This is a genomic window from Methanotorris formicicus Mc-S-70 (assembly GCF_000243455.1).
GTDB classification, from domain to species: Archaea; AGJL01; Methanococci; order Methanococcales; family Methanococcaceae; genus Methanotorris; species Methanotorris formicicus.
In genome coordinates this window covers 20,680-43,862 of the sequence record NZ_AGJL01000008.1, presented here as the reverse complement: position 1 = coordinate 43,862, position 23,183 = coordinate 20,680, and the positions used below count along the sequence as shown (strand labels likewise).

Sequence of the window (23,183 nt, the reverse complement as noted above, 5' to 3'; positions counted from 1 at the left end):
CAATAGACTATAAAAACGAAATCAAAGATTTTAGAAGTAAGATTATTCTTGTTTATACTTAGAGCGATTATTCACAATCTATGGGTTGCAATGCAATGGAAACAAAATACGAATTATAAACCATGAATTTAAAAGAATTCGTTATCAAAATTAATGAATTAATTCGAATGCACATATATACAAATAAACCAATAGATAATACTCAGTTGTGCATACCTAATGCATATTCGGAGATACTGAAGTTTAGAGGTCTATTGGTTCCCCTATTTTTGGGATTATTACTTCAACGCCTAAACCTTCCGCTAATCTTTTGAATTCGTTAGGGTTTACCTCTATTATTGGGAATGTGTTGTAGTGCATTGGAATAACAACCTCTGGATAGAGTAACTCAATAGCCACCAATGCCTCTTTTATGTCCATTGTGTATCTTCCACCAATAGGCAATAAAGCAACACTTGGCGAATAAATCTCCCCAATCAACTCCATATCACTAAATACTCCAGTATCTCCTGCATGGTAAACCCTATCATTTACAATGAATCCTCCTGCAACGCCACCGCTAATGTTAGGGGCGATATCTGAGGAATGCTCTGCCTTAACCATGGTTAGTTTTGCATTGTTTATAACAATGGTGCCTCCAATGTTCATACCTTCTGCACAAACCCCCAAATCTTGTAGATAAACACTAATCTCATGGTTTGCCACAACAGGAACATTGTATTCTTTTGAAAGTTTTTCTGCATTACCTAAGTGGTCAGCATGCCCATGAGTTACTGCTATTACATCAACCCCCTCCATTATTTCATCAAATGGAATATCACATAGAGGATTTGGAACAAATGGGTCTATAAGGACGTTATCTACTTTAAAGCAGGCATGTCCGTACCATGTTATCATACAACCACCCCAAATTAAATCAACTTTATTTTAATTTATATCCTTATGGTATATATAGTTGTTTGCGAAATTCTTTGCAGTTATCCATACCTTAAATGGAGTTTACAGTATTTAACACAAAAGTATATAAAAATGTGGTTAATTTGCGGTGATGTTATGGAATTTGTAATCTATGCAAAAGGACATGAAAACATAAGAGGTTTGCACAAAACAACATTGGAAATTACAAAAGAAATGCATTTAACTCCAAAGGGAGATTGCATTATTGGGGTTTCAGCAGACAAATCCATGCAAGATTTTCCAGAGGAATTTAAAGAAAAAATAAGGAAGAGTAAAAAGATTATTGTTGAAATTGAAGTTGAAGGCATTAAAGATGTTGTTATTGGGAGGGGGGATGAGAGGTTAATCCTAAACCATCCAACCGATATTGTTATTAGGAAGAGCGATTTCATTTGTCCAAGGACTTTGATGATTAAGGCAGATAAAGGAGCAAAGGATATTAATAGAGAAATAATAGAGAAATTAAAAAATGGGGCTAATTTAACTTTTAGAATAATTGTTGAGTAGTTTATTAGTCGTTTACGTTATAAGTGGCTAAAAACTCCAATGAAATTAAAAGGGTAAATAGGCTTATTTGAAATTTTACGTATGATTTGTTGCTCTTTAAAAAATTTGTTGTGGTTAAATACTTGACATAAATTCCACAAAAAACATATTGCGAAAATCTTAAAAATTATTAATCCCTAAAAATGAAAACTGAATTAAACAAAAAAGGTGAAAGTTATGATTAAAGTGGGAGTTTTAGGAGCAACAGGGATGGTTGGGCAAAGATTTATCCAAATGCTCTCAAACCATCCAATGTTCGAATTGGAGGTTTTAGCAGCATCCCCAAGAAGTGCAGGGAAAAAGTATAAAGATGCAGCATACTGGTATCAAAGTGAGCCAATTCCAGAAGATATTGGAGAGATGGTTGTTGTTCCAACAGACCCAAAACACGAGGCATTTAAGGATGTTGATGTTGTATTCTCAGCATTGCCAGCAGATTTAGCAAGAGAACTTGAACCAGCATTTGCAAAAGAAGGGAAGTTGGTATTCTCAAACGCATCAGCAATGAGAATGGAGAAGGATGTTCCATTAATAGTTCCTGAGGTTAATGAGGAGCACTTTAAGTTGATAGAAATTCAAAGAGAGAATAGAAAATGGGATGGGGCAATTGTAACAAATCCAAACTGTTCAACAATTTGCTTAGTTATAACATTAAAACCAATATTGGATAAATTCGGCATTGAGGCGGTTAATGTAACAACACTACAAGCAGTAAGTGGGGCAGGTTACGATGGAGTTCCATCAATGGCTATAATTGACAACGTAATCCCATACATTAAAAATGAAGAAGAGAAAATGCAAACAGAAAGTTTAAAAATATTGGGAGAGTTTGATGGAAGTGAAGTTAAAAACGCAAACTTCAAAGTAGGGGCATCATGCAACAGAATTTGTGTAATTGATGGACACATTGAGAGCATATTTGTAAAAACAAAAGAACCTGCTGAGCCAGAGGACATAAAAGAAGCAATGGATAAATTTGACCCATTGAAGGATTTGGATTTACCAACCTACGCAAAACCAATTGTTGTTAAAGAAGAACCAGATAGACCTCAACCAAGATTGGATAGAAATGAAGGAAATGGTATGTCCATTGTTGTTGGTAGAATAAGAAAAGACCCAATATTTGATGTTAAATACACTGCATTAGAACACAACACAATAAGAGGAGCAGCAGGAGCAAGTGTTCTAAATGCAGAGTTGTTTGTTAAGAAATATCTTTAAATTTAAATCTTATTTGGAGTATACAATTCCCTCAACAAACTTTTCATAAGTTTTTGTGATTTTAACCTTTACTGTTTTTCCTATAAAATTTGCTCCATTTTTTACAACAACCATTGGTCCCCCATTGACCATATATCCAACAGCATCTTTCTTATTTTTAAAATGCCTTTCTGATACAATAACATCCACTTTTTTACTCAAATATTTCTTTTTAACATATTTATTTATCTCTCTTGCTTTTTCCTTTATTAACATAGATGATTTGTCCATTATGGGATTAAAGTTCTCAAACGCACTCATTGGAAGAGGTTTAAATTTATATACCGTAATTTTATCGATATGGTTTTTTATCTTATCCATAAAGTTTATTGTATTCATTGCAGTTTCCATATTTTGCCCAGGTAGTCCATAGATGAAATAAACTTGGGGTCTTAAGCTGTATTTTCTTGCTATTTTAACAGCCTTTAGAACATCTTCTGGAAGCGATGGTCTCCCCAACAATTTTGAATGAACTTCATCTCCTGTTTCACATCCGATATAAAGTGGTGTGTTTGGAAGGTACTTGGAGATGATTTTTGCCACTTTTTCATCAAATAAATTTGCCTTAACATTTTCCAAACTAACACTTGCATTATATTTGATTTTTAAATCATATAAATTTGATAAAAGTTCTTCTATTGCTTCATAATTTGGATGTGGTTCTTTTGGATTGATTAAAATATCATCTCCCCGAAACTTTAAAAAAGTTTCATCAAAATGATAGGATGCCTCGCTTTGCTCGGCATTCTCTCTTATTAACATGTTTCCTCTTTTATAATCCAAAAAATCAGGAGCACTTAGAACAACCCTTTTAACGCCCCTCTTAAACAAATCCTCAATCTCAAACAAGATATCCTCTAAATCCCTACTCCTTGCATAACCAAATACTGAAGGGACTGAACAAAAACCACAACCTGGATTTATGTTTAATGGGCATCTTGTAGTCCCATTTTCACATAGATTACATTTTTTATTGTCGCATAACAATAGGGCTCTTTTAAAATTACTACACCCCCTCACAACCTCAACATAAACCCTACCTGAAAAATAGTTTGGATAATCCTCTATCTCAGTTGAAGGGGTTATTAGTTTCATATCTTTAATAATTCCCCTCAGTGGATTTATTATTAGTTCTTCTTTATAATAATCATAGTATGTTGTTCCCTCAACATTCTCAGCATTGAAATCCTTTTTTATTAGTTCCCTTATGGTAATCTCTCCCTCTCCAACGATGGAAATATCACCCTCAATCTCTTCCAAGATATAGAGATTATTTGCTATTGGTCCCCCAATAATGATTTTTTGGTCTTCGTTCCTTTTCCTGTTTATTTTATCAACTAAATTTTTAATTCCTTTAAAATCAACCGTCATACCACTGATAAAAAGTAAGTCGTAGTTTTTTATATCTTCCACTTTAAAATATTCCAATGGAGCAATCTTTGCATCAATTCCCTCGTTTTTTAAAATTCCCTTAACAGTTCTTGGACCACATCCTATAACATCTCTTGTCAATAATTTTTTTCCATCAACTGTTGCCAAACAATCTATAATTAAAGCCTTCATAATCAAAACCTTTATCCCATTTCACAAAACTTAAATATTAGTTGTTCTAAAATTTTTTTATTCTTTTCTTCTAATGATGATAAAATTTTAATTTAAATGATATATCTGTGCTTTTTTGTCATTTTAATTTTTTCTATTACAAACGCTCTATATAGTGATAACATGAAAAATATAAAAAATGTTGCAGTAATTTTTCCAAATAAATTTAAAGGCGGTATTTCTTGTCTTGCTATGCATATTCTTTACCATCATTTAAATAAATATAGAGATATTGATTGCAAGATGTTTTTCATTGAAAATTATCAAGAAATTAAGAACTATGATTCAATAATAATTACACTCCAATATGAAAACGATTATTTTAATGTTGTAAAAATAATAAAAGACCTAAAAGCAAAAAATCCAAATGCAATCTTCATTGGCGGAGGACCGTGTGCAATAAGCAATCCATTCCCATTAAGTAAGTTTTTTGATGCATTTGTTGTTGGGGAGATAGAGGGAACTGAGGTAATGTATAACCTAATAACCAGAAATTTCGATTGGATAAAAGAAGGTGTTCACTTCCCAAATAGAGAAGGTAAAATAAAACGCATATATCCAAAAAAATTGACGATAGAGGATTATCCAATAAATCAAATAACTCATGAAAGTGGGGCTTATGGAAAGGCATTTTTATTGGAAATAGGAAGGGGATGTCCAAGGAGATGTAAATTCTGCATGGCGAGGAGCATTTACCACCCTCCAAGGTTTAGAAAACTTGACGATTTGATTTATTTGGTAGATAAAGGTTTGAAATACACAAAAGTTAATAAAGTTGCGTTAATAGCCCCTTCTGTTGGGGATTATAAACATATCCTTGATTTATGCCAATATTTAAATGAGAAGGAAGTCCAAATATCCCCATCCTCATTAAGAGCAGACACTATAACAGATGAACTATTAAGTTTGTTGAAATTAAAAACACTGACAATTGCTCCAGAGGCAGGGAGCGAGAGGTTAAGGGAAGTGATCAAAAAAGACATTACTGAAGAAGATATTTTAAATGCTGTAGAATTGGCAAAAGAACATGGTATAGACAAGATTAAATTATATTTCATGGTTGGGATTGTTGATGAGGGAAAGGAAGATATTGAGGAGATTATAAAACTCACAAAAAGAATAAAAGAAAACATAAGAAAGGTTGAGATTAGCATAAATCCAATGATTCCAAAACCGAGAACGCCTTTTGAAAGAGAAAGTTTTGATTTAACTGCAAAAAATAAGATAAAATACATAGAGAAGAATCTCAAAAAAATTGGCGTAGGTGTTGAAAGTGAAAATTTCAATTCAATGATATGTCAATGCATACTTTGCAGAGGAGGAGAAGAGTTGGGCAACATATTGGAGAATTCAGAAAAACCCATAAGATTAATTAAAAATATAAAAAATCTTGGTTTATTGGATGAATATTTAGGTAGGATTGAAGGAGAATTGCCCTGGGATAGAATTGAACTTTAACTTATGATTTTCCATTCTTCTCTAAAACAAATCCAAAGAAACTTAAAAACCCAATGCCAATTAAAATAATCACCTGATTTAGATAGTCGCCCTTAAGTAAGTTATATTTATCCACAAATATAAGAAATCCAACTCCAAGAAACAAAAAATAAACAAGAAATCCTCGTAAGTCAATTTCCCCATGTAGTGATACAAATAACTTACCTAAAATCAAAGTCATAAACAAATACTCATTTAAATAACTCAGTAAAAATAAAAGTGCCAAAATTATGTCGGATTTTTTATAAGTAACTTCATCTTTTAAAACATCTCCTAAAACAACGATACTTGGAATAGCAACAAAAAATAAAACCCTCCAACTTTCGTAGATAGAACAAAAATTAACAAAATATCCAATAGACAATAGATAAAGCAAATACAAAATCAAAGATAGATTATATTTTTTCAAAATTTTCAAGATAAGAACAAATATGACAAAAAATCCATAATAAAAGTTCACAAATAAACTACCAACAATAAAGGCAATTATGGATGAGACTCTCATTTTCCCCCCCTCTTAAATGCAAGTTCTACTAAATCGTTGGGACCTAAATCTACAGTGGGGCATAATATATTTAATTTTTTAACAATTACCTCCCTTTCGATAAACCTATCATAAATTTTTGGGATGTTATCTTCATTTAAATACTTCTCTCCTAAGAATAGCAATGGATTTAAAGAGATGATGTAGGTATTAATTCCTCTCTTCTTCATAAACTCTACAAAAACAATAATATCTCCAAACCTTAAACCAACATCAGTTATTAGTATGACCTCCCCCCCTTCAATAAGTTTTGGGATATGGCTTAGAACCCCACTTTTTTCTTTATAAATTCTTAAGTTTGGAATTCCGTCCAATCCCTTCAAAAACTCTTCAAGATACTTTTTTCCGGAATCTAAACTTAAGTTTTCATATACTTTCTTAACCCCCAAATCGTCAAAAATAACTATCTTGTAATTTTTATTTTTTGTATTTAAAAAACCGATTAGGTAATAAACTAAAAGAGATAGGTAGTCAGTTTTTGATTTTCTAAATGCATTACTAACATCAACTAAAACATGGACATTCCCTTCTTTCTCCCTCAAAAAATCCCTGACAATTAAATATCCAAATTTTGCAGTTCTCTTCCAATCAACATGCTTATAATCATCTCCTGGAAAATATTCCCTCAACTCACCAAACTCTAAACTCTCATAACCAATTTTTAATGCAGTTAATATTTCTTTACCAATCTTAATATTTCTACTTCTTTTAATGGAATTTTTTAAACTTTCTATTGATGGATAAACATCTAAAACAACTTTTTCCTCAACTTCAACATCTTTAAAAAATATCCTATTCACATCAAAAACAGTAAATATAAAGTTTTCAATTTCAAATCTTCCCTTCTTTTTTGGAATTAATCTTACTTTATATCTTTTTTCTTCATTTTTATCGATAAATAATTCCTCAACATACCATTTAAAATTATTTCCCCATTCTTTGATTTTTAATTTTAAGGGAATCTTTGAATTATTTTTTATTTTGAATATTAAATCAACACCCTCCCCCTCATTAACCTCAAATTTTTTATTTAATAATTCTATGGTAACATCTGCATTGAAAGAAACCTTTATTGACAAAAGGTAAATTAAGATACCAATCCCAATAAGTGGTGGGATGATATTTATAAACAAGTACCCCTGTGCAAACAGTAGAATTGCAGTAACAACTAACAAATCCTCCCTATCCATCATATCCCTTATCTTTATTTTGGAACCTCTACTTTCCTCAATATATCTTCAACAACATCCTTTTCAGTTATATTATCCAGTTCATACGTCCCTTTAACCTTGATTCTGTGAATTAGAACATACTTGGCAAGAAACTTGACATCATCAGGAATAACATAACTCCTTCCATTTAGATAAGCGAGTGCCTTCGATGCATAGAGTAGATACTCAGAAGCCCTTGGAGATGCTCCAAATTCTAATCTTTCATCGTTTCTCGTTGCTCTTACGATGTTACAAATGTATCTTAAAATTTTATCTCCAATTTTAATATCCTTTACCGATATCATAGCATATTTTAAATCAACTGGAGAAATAATATTACTTGTTTCATGAAACCTTCCCTCATGCTTTCTAAGTAAAATATCAAGTTCTTCATCCTCCTTTGGATAATCAATACGAATTTTAAACATAAATCTATCCTTCTCTGCCTCAGGTAGTTCATAAACCCCTTCAAACTCAATAGGGTTTTTTGTTGCTATAATCATAAACGGTTCTTCAAGTTTAAAGGTCTTTCCTTCAATAGTTACAGCATTTTCTTGCATTGCCTCCAATAGGGCAGATTGGGTTTTTGGTGGAGTTCTGTTTATCTCATCAGCCAAGATAATGTTTGCAAATATAGGGCCTTTTTTGAACTCAAATTCGCCTGTTTTTTGATTAAAATAATAAAAACCAGTGATATCAGAGGGCATCATATCTGGTGTTAATTGTATCCTCGAAAATTTTAATCCAAAGATATTTGCAAAGTTCTTTGCAATAGTGGTTTTTCCAATACCTGGAGTTCCTTCCAATAAAACGTGCCCCCCAGATAGTAAAGCAATAGTTAACAACTTTATAGGGATCTCATTTCCAACTATGCATTTTTTCATTTCATCCATTATTTTGTTTAAAAATTCACAACCATCCATGATACTTCCCCCCAAGTTTGTGAAATTTGTTAATAAGTTAAACTATTATTAACATCCTAACGCAAATCGTTATAATTTTTTCCTTCTTTTATTTTAGAGATTACTCTATTTAATTCATTTATGTCAATATTGTTTTCTTCTGCAATTTTCTCTAAGGATGTTTTTCTTTTAAATTTAATGATTCTTGAAAAGTCTATGTTATTTATTATAAAAATTCCTATCACAATTAAAGAAAATATTATAAATTTTGTGTTGTTGGATAAGTTACTTTGCACATAAACAACACCAATATCATATGGACTAAATTTGGAATGGTGAACTTCGTCAATATAATAAACATACCCATCCAAATTATTTAAAAATACATCCCAAAAATTTTTGTTGTAGGTTTCCATTGCATTTATAAACACATCTGGGTCTGAGATAATCACAACTTTCCCATTGGCATATTTAACTTTTTTCATTAAAATCTTTTTTGATATAGAACTGGTTCTTATCTCCCCATTATTCGATGATATATAAGACGGGATGTTGAATGTTATCTTCCCATCAAAATCCTCAATCCTATACGTCTCAATAAGGGAATAGTTTTTGTAATAAAACAGATCTTCTGCCCTTCTTTTTGAGATTTTTGGGGAGATGTTTAATCCCTCTAAGATATCATTCCCATATCCAAAGTCATCTGCAATAATCACAGTACCTCCATTTTCCAAAAAAGTTTTAATCTTTTCAACATCCTTAGAAGAGTAATGTATATCTGGAGATATGATAAATAAAACCCCATTTTTTATATTATAAGAATCGTAAGGAGATATTAGTGGAACTACTTCCCCCCTATCATGTATCATCTTTGCAAATTTAGAGCATCCGTTCCAATCTGTATTGAATATACTATACGGACAGAAACTCTTTATTACTGGAAGGGTAGAAGGTAGAGAAAGTAACAAAATCCCCAAAATACCAAATGTTACGTATTTTAAGTATTTAGCCATTGATTTCCCCCAAGATTTTTTTGATTAATTGGAGATATTTGTCAACTACATCTTTATCTATTTCAAAGCCCCCATAAACATGCATCTCATGTATCTTTGTTATGAATCTTAAGTCGTTATAGATGTTTAGGTTTTTATTTTTTATTATCTCCAAGAGTTCCCTTGGTGTTAGGTTTTTTGGAAGAGAATAGTGTTTAATCAAACTATCGAATAATATTTTATATGCCTCCCCAATGTCGTTCGGAATGTTTTTTCTATCAACTTCTTCTTTGACTTCAATCTTTGGACTTTCCACATATTCAGTTTCGTCCTCCTTTCTCTTTGTAAATTTGTATGTGTAGATACTAATCAAACCAAGAGCAATTGCAATAACAATATATATTAAAAATCCCCTCTTCTCAACGTTAATCTTTAAGATATTTGATTTAGATCCCTCATAAATATTACTTCCCTGGTAAATAGCATATATCTCATAAGTTCCAGACGAGTTAAATGATAAATTTGTTTTAAATCTTCCATTTGTGTATATTTTTTTGTATGTTTGGTTATTAACAATTACATCAATTCCAACTACATCACTAACTCCAAAAATCTCCCCAATTAGATTTATGGTTTCATGTGGAGATACGTTGCATTTATCGGTATAGATTACAATCTTTGTTGGATATTTGGTAAATTCTATGCTTATGACTTTCTTTGATGGAAGGTGGTAGGTATCCCCGTTATAAAAAATATTTCCATTTATTTTACAACTCTTATTTGAGAAGATATTGTAAGTGAATGAACTGTTATTTAATGGAATTGAATTATTCAGAATATGAACTGTTCCATTGATAGGGTTGCCGTAATAATCAACCACATAACCATTTATTGTGATGTTGTTGTTAACATAACCCTTATAAACATTTTTATCAGTAAAAATATAGGTTGGAATTTTTGATACGTTGGCGTATATTGTATTGGATTTATTGCCATTTTGAGTGGCATATATCTCATAAATTCCCTCTTTATCAAATGAATATCCCATTGAAAAGGCATGGTCTTTTACAAATAAACTATAGGAAATATTATTTATATGTACTACAACCATTCCATTCTCCCCTACCCCATAAATAGAAACATTTTCAAATATTATTGGATTTGGATTTGAAATGTAAATTCTCAATTTATTGGGGGTTTTTTCCAACAATTTACTGATTGATATGTTAAGTGCTGATACATTATACTTAGAAAATTTAAGTTTGTAGAGTTTTATCATCTCCCTAACATTTGAGGTATCAAATTTTAATGTTTCATTGCCTTTCTTTAAGTAAGTTATGTTGTCTATTTCATTCAAAATACATTCCATTGATAATAAAGTTTTATTTATTCCTACAAATGTTGCCTTTGCATCTATTAAACTTTCAGTTGTATTTTCATTTAAGTCATCGTATAACCTTTTATTCAAATTACTCAAATAAACCAGTTCCTTCGAAAACTTATAAAAAGGAGGTATAACATATTCTACTGAACTTGATATGTTGTGGTTTTTATACAATATCGTTTCATTTCTTAACAAATCCAACTCATTAAAAACCAATACTGAATCATCCAAATAACTCTCATTGTCATAAATCATCCTTTCAAAGATGCTTGAAAAAGAGTTAAGTGTATTGGTAAAGTAGTCATATGTGTATTGGTCATCCCTATCTACGTTGTTTGGATTTATCCCCAACGCAAACACATTTCCCACTAAAAGCATTAAAAATACAAACGCCAAAACCCTCAACCTATCACCAAAAGACATTTTTGAGGTGATATTATAAACTTAACATATAAAAACTTATTTGTAGGGGTAGTTTTAATAATATTAGGTCTCCTCTCCTTATACTTGGGCATCATGTATGAGGGGGTTAGTTATATAAATCTTGGACTGGCAGGAATATTTATTGGATTTGTTATCATTGCCTTTATTCCTCCAAAAGTTATTGACTTAGATGTTTATATAAAGACCATTATCTCTTACCAATCATCTTTAAACAATATGGTCAAGGCATTAAATTTGGAAGGAAATCCTGTCTTTATCCCATCCTATGAAGACCTACCAAATGGAGGAATTTTCATTCCAAAATATAAGAATTTTTCAATAAATCTTGGAATGTTTGATGAGGAAACATTCTTAGTAAATGGTGGGGGGATATTGATAACCCCTCCAATTGGATATAGATTTATAGAGGACTTTGAAGATTATTCGGATATAAAATTAAAAGAGACAGATTTGGGGCTTGCAATCTCTGTTGCATCCTCTGTTTTAAAGATCTTTGGGTTGGTTGAAGGTATTGATTTTGAAGAAAAAAATGAATCTATTAAAATAATCGTTGAAAACTTAAAAGTGCAGTACAATGGATACAAAATACCCTGTCCAATAATATCCTCTATAGTGTATCTTGTTTCTTTATCGTTGAATCAGTTAATTTACATTGAAAATATTAAAAAAGAAGAAAATTACATTGAGATAAATTTAAAAAAACTTGGAAGTGTTGATGAACATTTGTGGTGAAATGATGAGGGTTGAGGATTATATAATATCTTTTCTATCAATATGGGCTATTTTAAGTGCTCTACTATCTCCCTCAGTTGATATCTTCCTCACCCTTCTTTTAATTGGTTCTTTGATTTGCCTGGAGGTTGGTGATTTTTTTATAAATAAGAAGTCAAAGGAAATCTTAAAGTCCATTGTATATATTTTGATAATAATCTTTGCGTTTATAGTTGTTAAGAAAGTTTATGAGATATTGGTGAAATGATGAAGAGGCATTGGGATTTGATGTTAATCATATTATTATCTTTACTTTTAATTGCCATAATTTACATTTCTCCAGAGAATTCATTGAGGAAAGTAATTGGAATAGGATTCATTTTATTCTTTCCAGGATATGCATTTATAAACTTCCTATTTCCAAAGAAAAAAGAACTTGATACCTTAGAAAGATTAGCATTAAGTTTTGGTTTATCTATTGCTATAACACCATTAATTGGATTAGTTTTAAATTACACACCATATGGGATTAGATTAACTCCAATATTAATTAGTTTGGGAGCATTTAATATAGTATTCTCAACTCTTGCAATTTATAGGAGAGAAAATGTTAAAGAACCATATATTCCAAAAATAGATATCGAAAAATTAAAGGAAGAACTTGAATGGGATAAAATAAGTAAATTGGATAAAATTTTAACAGTTGTATTGGTTATAGCAATAATCTCCTCATTTGCAACCCTTATCTACATAATCACCCATCCAAAACAATCTGAATACTTCACCGAATTTTATATCCTTGGGAAGAGTGGGAAAGCCTATGACTACCCAACAAAACTTTTTGTTGGTGAAAATGGAACGGTAATTATTGGAATAGTTAATCATGAAGGAAGGGAAGTTAATTACTTCGTTGAGATATGGCTTGTTAATTTAACCTACAATACAACAACAAATCAAACAACAATCCACAATATGTATTTAATGGATAAATTTAATATCTCCCTACTACCAAAACCAATAGTTGTTGAGGGTAATTGGACACCACAATGGGAGAAAAATTACACCTTTACAATAGATAAACCCGGAAAATGGCAACTTTGGTTTTTACTATTCAAAGATAAAGAACCCAAACTACCAAAACCAGCAAATAACGACTATGCAAAAACAAATGCAACTCAAAGGATTTTAGATGCAATAGATGGAAAAATATTAAGTTTAAAATTAAATGTTGATGTTGGGGAAATTTAAGAATTTCTGCAAATTATTTTTACATTTTATATTATAGAACCACAAATATCATGGTGATTTTTATGATAAATGTAAATCTTGGAATCTTTGGGCATATAGACCATGGTAAAACATCACTCGCTAAGCAACTAACTGAAATTGCCTCAACATCAGCACTGGATAAGCCTCCAGAATCAAAGAGAAGAGGAATAACCATAGACATTGGATTCTCATCATTCACATTAGAAAATTATAGAATTACATTAGTTGATGCTCCTGGGCATGCGGATTTAATAAAGGCGGTTGTTGGGGCAGCGGATATTATCGATTTGGCTTTACTTGTTGTTGATGCAAGAGAGGGACCAAAAACCCAAACAGGAGAACATCTTTTAATCTTAGATTTATTTAACATTCCAACCATTGTTGTGATGAATAAGATTGATATTGCATCAGAGGAAGATATAAAAAATACCGAAACGTTTATGAGGGCTATTTTAAACTCCACAAACAATTTAAAAAATGCAAAGATTGTCAAAATTTCTGCAAAAGAAGGTATTGGAATTGATGGGTTAAAGAGAACGCTTAAGGAAACATTAGACAGTATGAAAATTAACAGGGATATTGATAATTACTTTAAAATGCCAATAGACCATGCATTTTCAATAAAAGGTGTAGGGACAGTTGTCACTGGAACTATACACAAAGGAAAAATATCTGTTGGAGATGAGATGAGAATCTTCCCAATAAATGTTGATGTTAAGGTTAAAGGTATTCAGTGTTTTAAAAAGGATGTAAATGAATCTTATGCAGGAGATAGGGCGGGGATAGCGTTGCAGGGTGTTGAACCAAGGCAAATTTTTAGGGGATGTGTTTTAACTTCAAAAGATACAAAATTGGAAGTTGTGGATAAAATCGTTGCAAAGGTGAAAATCTCTGACATCTTCAAATACAACTTAACTCCAAAGATGAAGGTGCATTTAAACGTTGGAATGATGGTTGTTCCAGCAACTGTTGTTCCTTTCCAAAAGATGGACTTTGAAGGAAAAGAAGTTAATATAATATTAAATGAAGTAAAGAAAGGGGATGAATGCTATTGTGCATTTGAGTTGGAAGAGAAGGTTGTTGCTGAAATTGGAGATAGGGTTTTAATAACGCGACTTGATCTTCCTCCAACTACATTAAGGATTTGTGGACATGGAAATGTTGCTGAGTTTAAAGGAATTGAAGAATTGAATATAAAGAAGATAGTCACCAGAGAAGGTAAAGTTGTGGCAAAAAAAGACAAACTATTCGTTGAGGGTTTGGCATCCTCAAAAACCTCTGCGGAGAAACTTATTGGAGAGGTTGTTTATGTTCCTTCAAAGGATATAAGAGGGATTATAAAAGGTACTTTTGGAACTAAGGGACATTTGGTTGTGGAATTTGATGGAAATGTGGAGAAGGGAGATGTGGTTATTTTAAGAAGGTTGAGAAATTGGGGATGAGTTAAATTGTAGTTGCTATATTCGTTCTGCAATTAAACAACAAATCTCACATTAAAATATGTGTTATACGCTCATCTTCACTTACAATTACATATACAAATAATAATCGCAATATATAATTTTATGAGCGTCGAAGTATATAAGTTATTCATACCAAAGGATGAGGAGTGTATTGCAATTATAAGGGAGATTAGATGGAGTGATAGATATACTTGCCCATATTGTGGTTCGAAAGATGTTGTAAAGATACAGATGTAATTCGTGTAAAAGACACTTTAACGACCTAACTGGAACTATATTCGCTAAAAGGCGAATACCTTTAGGAGAGATGTTTTACATAATTAAAAATCTCAAGAATTCATCGATTAATCAAATATCCGAGGAGTTAGGAAGAGATTATAGGACAGTTCATTCGTTTGCAAAAGAAGTTATGAAATCGTCTGAAAAAGACAACATTTTAAAAAAATTACTGGAAACGAATTGGAGATAGATGAATTTTACATTAACTCTGGAGATAAAGGCATTAAAAAGAATAAAAAACGAAGAAGGCAAAATTAAATAATATTTTTTAAATTGGGTGTGAAAAATGGATATGCTAAATCTTGCTAAAAAAATTGTTGATAATATTGATAAAGGTGTTAAACCCTTAATTGGATGGGAAAAGTCTGATGAGGTTATTAAAATTGGGGCAGACGGAACTCCAACAAAACGAATTGATTTAATTGCGGAGAATATTGCTTCAAATACAATAGAAAAATATTGTGGTGCAGTATTAATAAGTGAAGAAATTGGAATTAACGTTATTGGAAAGGACTTGGAATATATTATTATTTTAGACCCGATAGATGGGACGTATAATGCATTAAAAGATATTCCTATTTATTCAACATCTGTGGCAATAGGAAGGATAAATGAAGATTTAAAAAAGGAATTAAATAATATGCAAAAGGAAGAAATAGCAAAATCTATAAAAAACCAAACAATCAATGATTTGGAAGTTGGGGTTGTTAAAAATCTTTACACTGGGGATTTATACTATGCGAAAAAAGGGGAAGGGGCATATTTATTAAAAAATGGGGAAAAGAAGGAGAAAAAAATAATCGTTTCACCTACAAGCAACTTAAAGGATGCATCTATAGGACTTTTTGTCTATGGGTTGTCAAATAACATATTGGATTTTATAAAGGATAAAAAGGTTAGGAGGATTAGGTTATTTGGTTCAATTGCTTTGGAGATGTGCTATGTTGCAAGAGGGGCATTAGATGCATTTATAAATATAAATGAAAACACTCGATTGTGCGATATTGCCGGGGGGTATGTTATAGTTAAAGAGGCTGGGGGGGAAATAACTGATAAGAATGGAAAAGAACTTAATTTAAGATTGGATGTGAATGAAAGAACATCCTTAATTTGCTCAAATAAATTAATCCACAAAAAATTAGTAGGTATCTTTGGAAACAAGTGGGCAATAAAACCAACAAAATTTGCCATAATAACAAGGAGGGACAAAGAAAGGGCTATTGACTTAGGCGTTGAAATTGTAAACTACTTAAATTCTAAAGGAATAAAATGTACCGTAGAACCTCATTTAAAGAAAAAATTGGTAGATATTGATGTTGAAGAAATAAATTCCAAAGATTTCAAATCTTTATCCTCAATTTCACATGTGGTGTCTATTGGTGGGGACGGAACAGTTTTGAGGACGTTAAAGTTGATAGATGGTAATGAAATCCCATTAATAAGTATAAACATGGGTATGGTTGGATTTTTAACAGAGTTTAATGAGGAGGAAGTATTTAAAGTTATAGATGATGTTGTAAAAGGGGAGTATGAAATCGAAAAACGAACAAGATTGAGTGGAAAAATCAAATTTAAGAATGGAAAAGAATCTAAAATATCCGATGCTTTAAATGAAGTAGTTTTAATCACTAAAAATCCTGCAAAGATGTTACATTTTGAAGTTTTTGTAAATGGAAATTTTGTGGAGGATGTTAGAGCAGATGGGATAATAATATCAACCCCAACAGGATCAACTGCCTATTCTTTAAGTGCTGGAGGTCCTATTATAGAGCCGTTGGTGGATGGATTTGTTATCGTTCCAATATGCCCGTTTAAGTTATCATCAAGACCTATTGTTGTTAATGGAAATTCTGAGATTAGGATAAGATTAATTTCATCTGGAAAACCTGCACTGGTTGTAGTGGATGGTGATGTTGAATCTAAGATAGATTTTGGGGATGAGGTTATATTAAAAAAATCCGATTCTTATGCATATTTTGTTAAAGGAGGTAACTTCTACAATAAATTAAAAAAACTATATCGTTAAATAGTATGGTTATTTGAATAAGTTATAAAAATCCACAAATGGGCACAATTGGTTTTGTTTCTTTTTGTTTGCTAAAAATATGAAAAATTATTTTTACTTATATGTAATCTAAACAGAAAAATTTATATAAGATTAATGTAAATAATTAATTTGAATTGTAAGTAGATAATATTAGTATGTTGCTTTTTATTAATGAGCACTTTGTAGGATTTTTAATTTTGGATCTTTAGCGAGATTCTGTTTTGTTCTGACTATTTTATTCAAAAGCCGGAATACAATTTTAACCTAAAATAGTATCGTTTCGTAATTTCCTTAGTAATTGTAACAATCTTTGAGGTTTTGGTTTATAATTTAGCACTATAGAGCAAAAATAGGAAATTTTTTTATTTTCCGATATTCTTAAGAAATAATGGATTTTGATGATTTAGGAGAGAATATGTTGAGTTTGTATAGTTAGAAAGAATATTGTAGTTTTTTACATTTTAGATCATTTTGAGAGTTGACAGGAGGTGGGAATTTATGGCAAATTTATATAGAGAAACATTAAATGAACTTTGGGACACAAATAAAGAAGTTTATGAGATATTGAGAAATAGCGATAGTGTAGAAACTGCAAGGGAGAAACTATACAACTACCTAATTGACCTTGAAAAAAGAATATACTATGGGGATATAGATGTACATCCATTGGAAAGAATAAATATGAAAGAATGCATAAGGGTATTTAAAAACATATTGGCTCCAAAAAATGAAGAGTTGAGTGGTTTTAGTGCTTTGAGATTGTTGTGGTTACTTGCAAATGAAAGGTTTTCAGAAATTGATGTTGAGGTAAGTGTGGGTTTCATAGAGGAATTCAAGCATTTATTTAAAGGAATAATTGGCAACTCTGGAATATACGATGGTAAAGAAGAACCAATATTCTTAAAGTTGAAAGGTAGGGAGGCGGCAATTGTAAGGTCAGATGAACTTGATAAACTTGCAGAGTATGCAAAGAAGTTTATGGATAGATATCCATCTGGGTTGTTGGAGGGGGTAAAGAAAAGGAGGGAAGAAAATAAAAAGAGAATATTGGAATACTTTGGAGGGGATGAAGAAGATTGGAATGATTGGAAGTGGCATCTCAAACATATTATAAAAGATAGCAAAACTCTTAGTGATTTAATAGATTTAACTGAGGAAGAGATAAAAGCCATAGACCTTGCAGTAAAAAATCATATACCATTTGGAATAACCCCATACTATGTCTCATTGATGGACAAAGATGCAAGTAGGGAATACGATCATGCTGTTAGGGCTCAAGTAATTCCTCCATTGGATTATGTTGAGAAGATGATAAAGGCAAGGAGCAATAGGGAGAAATTGGACTTTATGGGGGAAAATGATACTTCACCAATTGACTTGATAACAAGAAGGTATCCGATGATTGCAATAATAAAACCATACAATACATGTGCTCAAATTTGTGTCTATTGTCAAAGAAATTGGGAAATAAAAGAGGTTCTTTCGAAAGATGCTCTTGCTCCAAAGAATAAACTTGAAGAGGCAATAGATTGGTTTAGAAAACATGAATCAATAAAAGAGGTTCTTATAACTGGTGGAGATCCATTTATCCTTAATGATAAATTTTTGGATAAAATATTGTCAGAATTTGCAGAGATGAAGCATATTGATAGGATAAGGTTTGGAACAAGAATACCTGTTGTATTACCACAGAGGATAACTGACAACCTTGCAGATATCATTGAACAATATCACGAGGCGGGTAGGAGGGAAGTTGTTATCTCAACACACGTTGAGCATGTTTATGAGGTAACTGAGGATTTAGCAAATGCTATCCAAAAAATAAGGAAGAGAGGAATTTGTGTATATAACCAAGAGGTATTCACAATAGAAAATAGTAGGAGATTTGAAACCGTTGCATTGAGGAAGTTGTTGAGACTCATTGGAATAGAGCCATACTATACCTTCAACACAAAAGGAAAAGAAGAAACAAGAAGATACAGAGTTCCAATAGCAAGGTTGTTGCAGGAGCAAAAAGAAGAGGCAAGATTGGTTCCTGGTGTAGAGAGGATAGATAAACCAATATTCAATGTGCCAAGGTTAGGAAAGGTTAATTTAAATGCATGGCAAGATCATGAGGTAATAATGATAACACCAGATGGTAGGAGGGTTTATGAGTTCCACCCATGGGAAAAGAACATATCACTCGCAAATACCTACATCTATACAGACGTACCAATTTATGACTACCTAAAAGAGTTGGAGAGAAGGGGAGAAAACTTGGAGGATTATAAAACAATATGGTATTACTTCTAATTTAAACTGCATGTCCTTTCAAGTTGTTGAGTAGATTACCTACAAACTATTTAAAATAAACCTTCGTTAGTTTTAAATATTTTATATTTAATAGGTTTTCAACAATATTTTCTATAAATTTAGACGAATTTTAATATCGTTTTTAAGGAGAGATGTTTATGCTTTATGTTGTTGGTATAGGTCCTGGAGGAGAAGGATATTTTACAAAAAAGGCGGAAGAGATTTTAAAGAATATCGATTTAATAGTTTGCTATAAAGGATATAAAAAATTTGTAGAGAGGTTTAACAAGCCAATATACACAACCGGAATGAAGAAAGAAATTGATAGGGTAGATTATGCACTAAAAGAAAGTAAAGATAAAGATGTTGCTTTAGTTTCAAGTGGTGATGCCACAATTTACGGTTTGGCGTCTCTTGCCTATGAGTTAAATGAAAAGAAAAATTATAATATTAAAATAGAGGTAATTCCTGGCATAACCTCTGCAAGTTCATGTTCTGCAATCTTAGGATCTCCACTCAATCATGACTTTGTTGTTTTGAGTTTGAGTGATTTGTTAACCCCATTGGATATTATTTTAAAGAGGGTTAAATGTGCTTTGGATGGGGATTTTGTAATTACAATCTACAACCCAATGAGTAAATCAAGAAAAGAACCATTTTTAAAAGCCATGGAAATTGTTAAGGAACATGCGGAAAAGAACAACATAAACTATGTTGTTGGAATTGTTAAAAATGCGAGTAGGGAGAATGAGGAATATAAAATAACAACAATCAACGAACTGATTGATAATTTAGAAAAATATGTGGAATTTATCGATATGAACACAACTTTAATAATTGGAAATTCAAACACAAAAGTAATAGATGGAAAGATGGTAACCCCAAGGGGATATTTAAATAAGTATAAAGTGGAATAAATTATAATGTAATTGCAATTTGGTGAAAAAATGGAACTACAGGAAATTAGGAAGGAACTCAATGATTATTTCTTAGAAAGAAGGGAAGAAATAGATATTGCCTTAACTGCATTAATTGCGAATGAACACTGTATATTCTTAGGAAATCCTGGAGTTGCTAAATCCCAACTGATTAGAGCGATAGCATCCCACATAAATGCAAATTACTTTGAAAAACTTATAACGAGATTCTCTACAGAGGATGAACTCTTTGGACCTTTAAGTATTAAAGAACTCAAAGAAAATGATAGATTCGTTAGAAAAACAGAGAACTATCTACCAAATGCTGAAATTGCATTCTTAGATGAGATTTTTAAAGCAAATAGCAGCATATTAAACGCTTTACTATCAATAATGAATGAGAGAATTTACCACAACGGAGATGTTATCCAAAGAGTGCCTTTGATAAGTTTGTTTGGTGCATCCAATGAACTGCCAGAGGAGAATGAGTTGTTGGCATTTTATGATAGGTTTTTGTTTAGGAAAAAGGTAGATAGGATAAAATCTATGCTAAACCTTGAAAAATTAATTGATTTGGATGAGGACTACAAACCAAAAACAACGATGGATATAGAAGAGATAAAAAAGTTGAGAGAAAAGATAGAGAAGGTTGATATATCCAACATAAAGAAATATCTAATAGACATTAAAATGACATTGGAAAATGAGGGTATATATATTTCTGATAGGAGATTTAGGAAGTCTGTTAAAGCAGTTAAAGCATTTGCTTTTTTAAACGGAAAGGATAAGGCAGATGAAAATGATTTAGATATTTTAAGGCATATATATTGGGATGAGCCGGATGAGTTTTATAAGGTATCGATAACCATCTTCAAAATCTCAAATCACTTCTCTGGCTTTGCTATGGAGCAGAGGGAAATTTTAAATAGCCTGATGAATGAGTTGAAGAAGATAGACAAAGATAGGATACCACTTGGAGGTATTGAATACAGAAAGGTTCTTGAAATTTTTGGGAAGATAAACAGCATAGCCATGACCTTAAAGGATGTTAAGAGAAAAGCGGAAGAGAGCGGAAAACCATCTGAATTTGTTGATGAAGTTTTAAGAGAAGCAGAGGGCTTAAAGAAATACGTTGGGGAGTTATTGAAAAACCAATAAACTTTTTTAAATTATTATCCTATCTTCACCAGAGTATATGTTGAATCTACTTCCCCTTGCAAATCCAATTAATGTTATGTTGTTTTTTCTTGCTAATTTAACACCTTTGTCTGTTGGAGGAGATTTCGTTATTACAATTGGAATCTTTGCATTTACGATTTTTTTTACCATTGCGTAAGGTTGCCTTCCACTTGATGCCAATATGCAATTCCCTAAGTTTATGTTGTTTAAGATGGCATAACCAACAACTTTATCCACTGCATTGTGCCTTCCTATATCTTCACTAAATGCCATAACTCCTCCAGATGTGTTGAAAAGTGCTGCCCAATGAACTCCGCCAGTTAATTTCCAAACTTCTGATAGGGTATGCATAGTTTTTATTATTTTTAGTATTGTATCTACGTTTATTTTAATTTGTATATCTTTTTCAATATTATTTTTAATTTCCCTACTTTCCACATAAATTTTATTTTCATCCAAATGAACATTGATAACACTGTTTTTAGAAATGTAACCTTCACATATTGCATGACCAATGCCCAACTCTTCTATCTGGTTTGGAGATGTTACCAATTCTTCTACAAATTTATTGTTAATATAAAGTTCATAGACCTCCTCAACACATAAATAATCCTCAATTAAAGTAAGTTGTCCTTCCCATTTGTATGCATTTACTTTAGTTATCATAATATCCCTCAAAATATAATAAAAAGTAAAAATTACCCCTTAACTTTTAAATCGATTTCCTCCTTTAACTCCCATGTCCTACAGAATGAACAAACTTCTCCAGATGATGGCATTCCACAGATCTTGCACTCCATTAATGGAATATCTTCAATTTCTTTTTCAAACAAATGCCTATTTTTCAAATATCCTATAACGAATCTGTATTTTGTCCCTGGACGAGTTTCTTCTATTTTGTTAAGCATTTCCTTATATTCTAAGGTTATTGCTTTTTTTGCAAATGGGCATTTTTCAGAGAAAACTTCAAGACCTACAACTTCTGCATAGGATGAAATCTCTTCCTCAGTCAATTCATACAAAGGCTTTACTTTCTTTGGCAGTTTTCCTTTTTGTGGTAAAATTGGACCCTGTCTTGCCAAATACCCAGTACTCCAATTCATAACGTTGTTGAGTATAAAACTTGCTTCATCATCCAAGTTATGCCCTGTAACAATAACGTTGAATCCATTATCGCATGCAAACTTACTAACTATGTATCTTTTGGCAGTTCCACAAATTGAGCATTTTGGCTTTCTACTTTTAACTTCTGGGATACCTTTTCCTGTAAGTTCTTTTAAATCAACTATATGACATCTTACCCCAATATATGAGGTTTGTTTTTTAACGCATTCCAATGACTTCTTTGAGAATTCTCCAATACCTAAATTAATGTGGAGACATTCAACGTTATAACCCAATTTTTTTAATACATAAGTTACAACAGCACCATCTTTTCCACCAGAAATGGCAATTAGCACTTTATCTTCCGGTTTAATCATCTCGTATTTTTTGATGGTTTTTTTAACTCTTTTCTCAAAATATTCTATGAAATGCTCCTTACACAGAGCCATTTTTGGATATTTTATCGTTATATATACCTCTCCTTTGCATATTTTGCATTTCATAATACCTCAACTCTCAAATTTTTGGATTGGTTAATTTTGATTTCAATTTTATGTAACACTGTTAAGTATTTGTTGTA

Annotated in this window: 22 protein-coding genes and 1 pseudogene; 14 read left to right on the top strand and 9 right to left on the bottom strand. The window is 31.6% G+C overall.

Annotated features, from left to right (window positions below; all coding sequences use genetic code 11):
- The first annotated feature begins 9 nt into the window (after positions 1 to 9).
- A pseudogene (locus tag METFODRAFT_RS11755) lies at positions 10 to 314 on the top strand (hypothetical protein).
- Here METFODRAFT_RS11755 and METFODRAFT_RS02305 read toward each other — a convergent pair.
- A complete protein-coding gene (locus tag METFODRAFT_RS02305) occupies positions 244 to 897 on the bottom strand; it encodes a metal-dependent hydrolase (RefSeq protein WP_007043918.1) in 654 nt (217 codons plus the stop codon). The pseudogene METFODRAFT_RS11755 and the gene METFODRAFT_RS02305 sit on opposite strands and share 71 nt — an antisense overlap.
- A 156-nt stretch (positions 898 to 1,053) precedes the next feature.
- Between METFODRAFT_RS02305 and METFODRAFT_RS02300 the strand changes: the two genes are divergently transcribed.
- Both METFODRAFT_RS02300 and asd read left to right on the top strand, forming a co-directional pair.
- Positions 1,054 to 1,464, top strand: a complete 411-nt coding sequence (locus METFODRAFT_RS02300) for a DUF371 domain-containing protein (protein ID WP_048115372.1) — start codon at positions 1,054 to 1,056, stop codon at positions 1,462 to 1,464.
- A 216-nt stretch (positions 1,465 to 1,680) separates the two neighbouring features.
- A complete protein-coding gene (gene asd / locus METFODRAFT_RS02295; RefSeq protein ID WP_007043916.1) occupies positions 1,681 to 2,724 on the top strand; it encodes an aspartate-semialdehyde dehydrogenase in 1,044 nt (347 codons plus the stop codon).
- A 9-nt stretch (positions 2,725 to 2,733) separates the two neighbouring features.
- Here the strand turns inward: asd and METFODRAFT_RS02290 are convergent, their stop codons facing one another.
- Positions 2,734 to 4,326: a B12-binding domain-containing radical SAM protein gene (locus METFODRAFT_RS02290; RefSeq protein WP_007043915.1), complete on the bottom strand. Its 1,593-nt coding sequence runs from the start codon at positions 4,324 to 4,326 to the stop codon at positions 2,734 to 2,736.
- A gap of 162 nt (positions 4,327 to 4,488) precedes the next feature.
- On the opposite strand from METFODRAFT_RS02290, the gene METFODRAFT_RS02285 reads away from it, so the two are divergent.
- Positions 4,489 to 5,823, top strand: coding sequence for a B12-binding domain-containing radical SAM protein (locus METFODRAFT_RS02285; protein WP_048115369.1), 1,335 nt, complete (start codon positions 4,489 to 4,491; stop codon positions 5,821 to 5,823).
- A gap of 1 nt (position 5,824) precedes the next feature.
- Here METFODRAFT_RS02285 and METFODRAFT_RS02280 read toward each other — a convergent pair whose 3' ends face one another.
- From METFODRAFT_RS02280 to METFODRAFT_RS02260, 5 genes are read right to left on the bottom strand one after another with little or no spacing between them, the layout of a single operon-like run.
- The gene (locus METFODRAFT_RS02280) at positions 5,825 to 6,367 is read right to left on the bottom strand and encodes a hypothetical protein (protein ID WP_007043913.1); all 543 of its coding nucleotides are present in this window, start codon (positions 6,365 to 6,367) and stop codon (positions 5,825 to 5,827) included.
- Positions 6,364 to 7,596 (bottom strand): DUF58 domain-containing protein, encoded by a 1,233-nt coding sequence (locus METFODRAFT_RS02275; RefSeq protein ID WP_007043912.1) that lies wholly within the window; start codon positions 7,594 to 7,596, stop codon positions 6,364 to 6,366. Before METFODRAFT_RS02275 ends, METFODRAFT_RS02280 begins: the two co-directional genes overlap by 4 nt.
- A gap of 14 nt (positions 7,597 to 7,610) precedes the next feature.
- Positions 7,611 to 8,540, bottom strand: a complete 930-nt coding sequence (locus tag METFODRAFT_RS02270) for an AAA family ATPase (RefSeq protein WP_007043911.1) — start codon at positions 8,538 to 8,540, stop codon at positions 7,611 to 7,613.
- Between the two features lie 56 nt (positions 8,541 to 8,596).
- Positions 8,597 to 9,532, bottom strand: a complete 936-nt coding sequence (locus METFODRAFT_RS02265; protein ID WP_007043910.1) for a DUF4350 domain-containing protein — start codon at positions 9,530 to 9,532, stop codon at positions 8,597 to 8,599.
- Positions 9,525 to 11,300 (bottom strand): Ig-like domain-containing protein, encoded by a 1,776-nt coding sequence (locus tag METFODRAFT_RS02260; RefSeq protein ID WP_048115366.1) that lies wholly within the window; start codon positions 11,298 to 11,300, stop codon positions 9,525 to 9,527. The genes METFODRAFT_RS02265 and METFODRAFT_RS02260 overlap by 8 nt, the downstream gene beginning before the upstream one ends.
- Positions 11,301 to 11,411: 111 nt before the next feature.
- On the opposite strand from METFODRAFT_RS02260, the gene METFODRAFT_RS02255 reads away from it, so the two are divergent.
- The 10 genes from METFODRAFT_RS02255 (at position 11,412) to METFODRAFT_RS02215 (ending at position 21,478) form a co-directional block, all read left to right on the top strand.
- Positions 11,412 to 12,071, top strand: coding sequence for a hypothetical protein (locus tag METFODRAFT_RS02255; protein ID WP_007043908.1), 660 nt, complete (start codon positions 11,412 to 11,414; stop codon positions 12,069 to 12,071).
- A 4-nt stretch (positions 12,072 to 12,075) separates the two neighbouring features.
- The gene (locus METFODRAFT_RS02250; RefSeq protein ID WP_048115363.1) at positions 12,076 to 12,318 is read left to right on the top strand and encodes a hypothetical protein; all 243 of its coding nucleotides are present in this window, start codon (positions 12,076 to 12,078) and stop codon (positions 12,316 to 12,318) included.
- Positions 12,318 to 13,298, top strand: a complete 981-nt coding sequence (locus METFODRAFT_RS02245) for a DUF1616 domain-containing protein (RefSeq protein ID WP_048115360.1) — start codon at positions 12,318 to 12,320, stop codon at positions 13,296 to 13,298. The genes METFODRAFT_RS02250 and METFODRAFT_RS02245 overlap by 1 nt, the downstream gene beginning before the upstream one ends.
- A 62-nt stretch (positions 13,299 to 13,360) precedes the next feature.
- Positions 13,361 to 14,761, top strand: coding sequence for a selenocysteine-specific translation elongation factor (gene selB, locus METFODRAFT_RS02240; RefSeq protein ID WP_048115357.1), 1,401 nt, complete (start codon positions 13,361 to 13,363; stop codon positions 14,759 to 14,761).
- 123 nt (positions 14,762 to 14,884) lie between these two features.
- On the top strand, positions 14,885 to 15,019 hold the full coding sequence (locus METFODRAFT_RS10555; protein ID WP_007043599.1) for a transposase: 135 nt from the start codon (positions 14,885 to 14,887) through the stop codon (positions 15,017 to 15,019).
- Positions 15,020 to 15,089: 70 nt separating this feature from the next.
- Positions 15,090 to 15,251: a hypothetical protein gene (locus METFODRAFT_RS10855; RefSeq protein WP_159089910.1), complete on the top strand. Its 162-nt coding sequence runs from the start codon at positions 15,090 to 15,092 to the stop codon at positions 15,249 to 15,251.
- A 96-nt stretch (positions 15,252 to 15,347) separates the two neighbouring features.
- Positions 15,348 to 17,087 carry a bifunctional NADP phosphatase/NAD kinase gene (locus tag METFODRAFT_RS02230; RefSeq protein ID WP_007043904.1) on the top strand — a complete coding sequence of 580 codons (1,740 nt, stop codon included), beginning with the start codon at positions 15,348 to 15,350 and terminating at the stop codon, positions 17,085 to 17,087.
- 519 nt (positions 17,088 to 17,606) lie between these two features.
- On the top strand, positions 17,607 to 19,403 hold the full coding sequence (locus METFODRAFT_RS02225) for a KamA family radical SAM protein (RefSeq protein WP_007043903.1): 1,797 nt from the start codon (positions 17,607 to 17,609) through the stop codon (positions 19,401 to 19,403).
- Between the two features lie 158 nt (positions 19,404 to 19,561).
- Positions 19,562 to 20,320, top strand: coding sequence for a precorrin-3B C(17)-methyltransferase (gene cobJ, locus METFODRAFT_RS02220; protein WP_007043902.1), 759 nt, complete (start codon positions 19,562 to 19,564; stop codon positions 20,318 to 20,320).
- Positions 20,321 to 20,350: 30 nt separating this feature from the next.
- Positions 20,351 to 21,478: an AAA family ATPase gene (locus METFODRAFT_RS02215; RefSeq protein WP_007043901.1), complete on the top strand. Its 1,128-nt coding sequence runs from the start codon at positions 20,351 to 20,353 to the stop codon at positions 21,476 to 21,478.
- Between the two features lie 6 nt (positions 21,479 to 21,484).
- On the opposite strand, the gene fdhD is transcribed toward METFODRAFT_RS02215, so the two are convergent.
- Positions 21,485 to 22,165: a formate dehydrogenase accessory sulfurtransferase FdhD gene (gene fdhD, locus METFODRAFT_RS02210; RefSeq protein ID WP_007043900.1), complete on the bottom strand. Its 681-nt coding sequence runs from the start codon at positions 22,163 to 22,165 to the stop codon at positions 21,485 to 21,487.
- Positions 22,166 to 22,197: 32 nt separating this feature from the next.
- Positions 22,198 to 23,106, bottom strand: a complete 909-nt coding sequence (gene ttuA / locus METFODRAFT_RS02205) for a tRNA-5-methyluridine(54) 2-sulfurtransferase (RefSeq protein ID WP_007043899.1) — start codon at positions 23,104 to 23,106, stop codon at positions 22,198 to 22,200.
- Between the last annotated feature and the right edge of the window lie 77 nt (positions 23,107 to 23,183).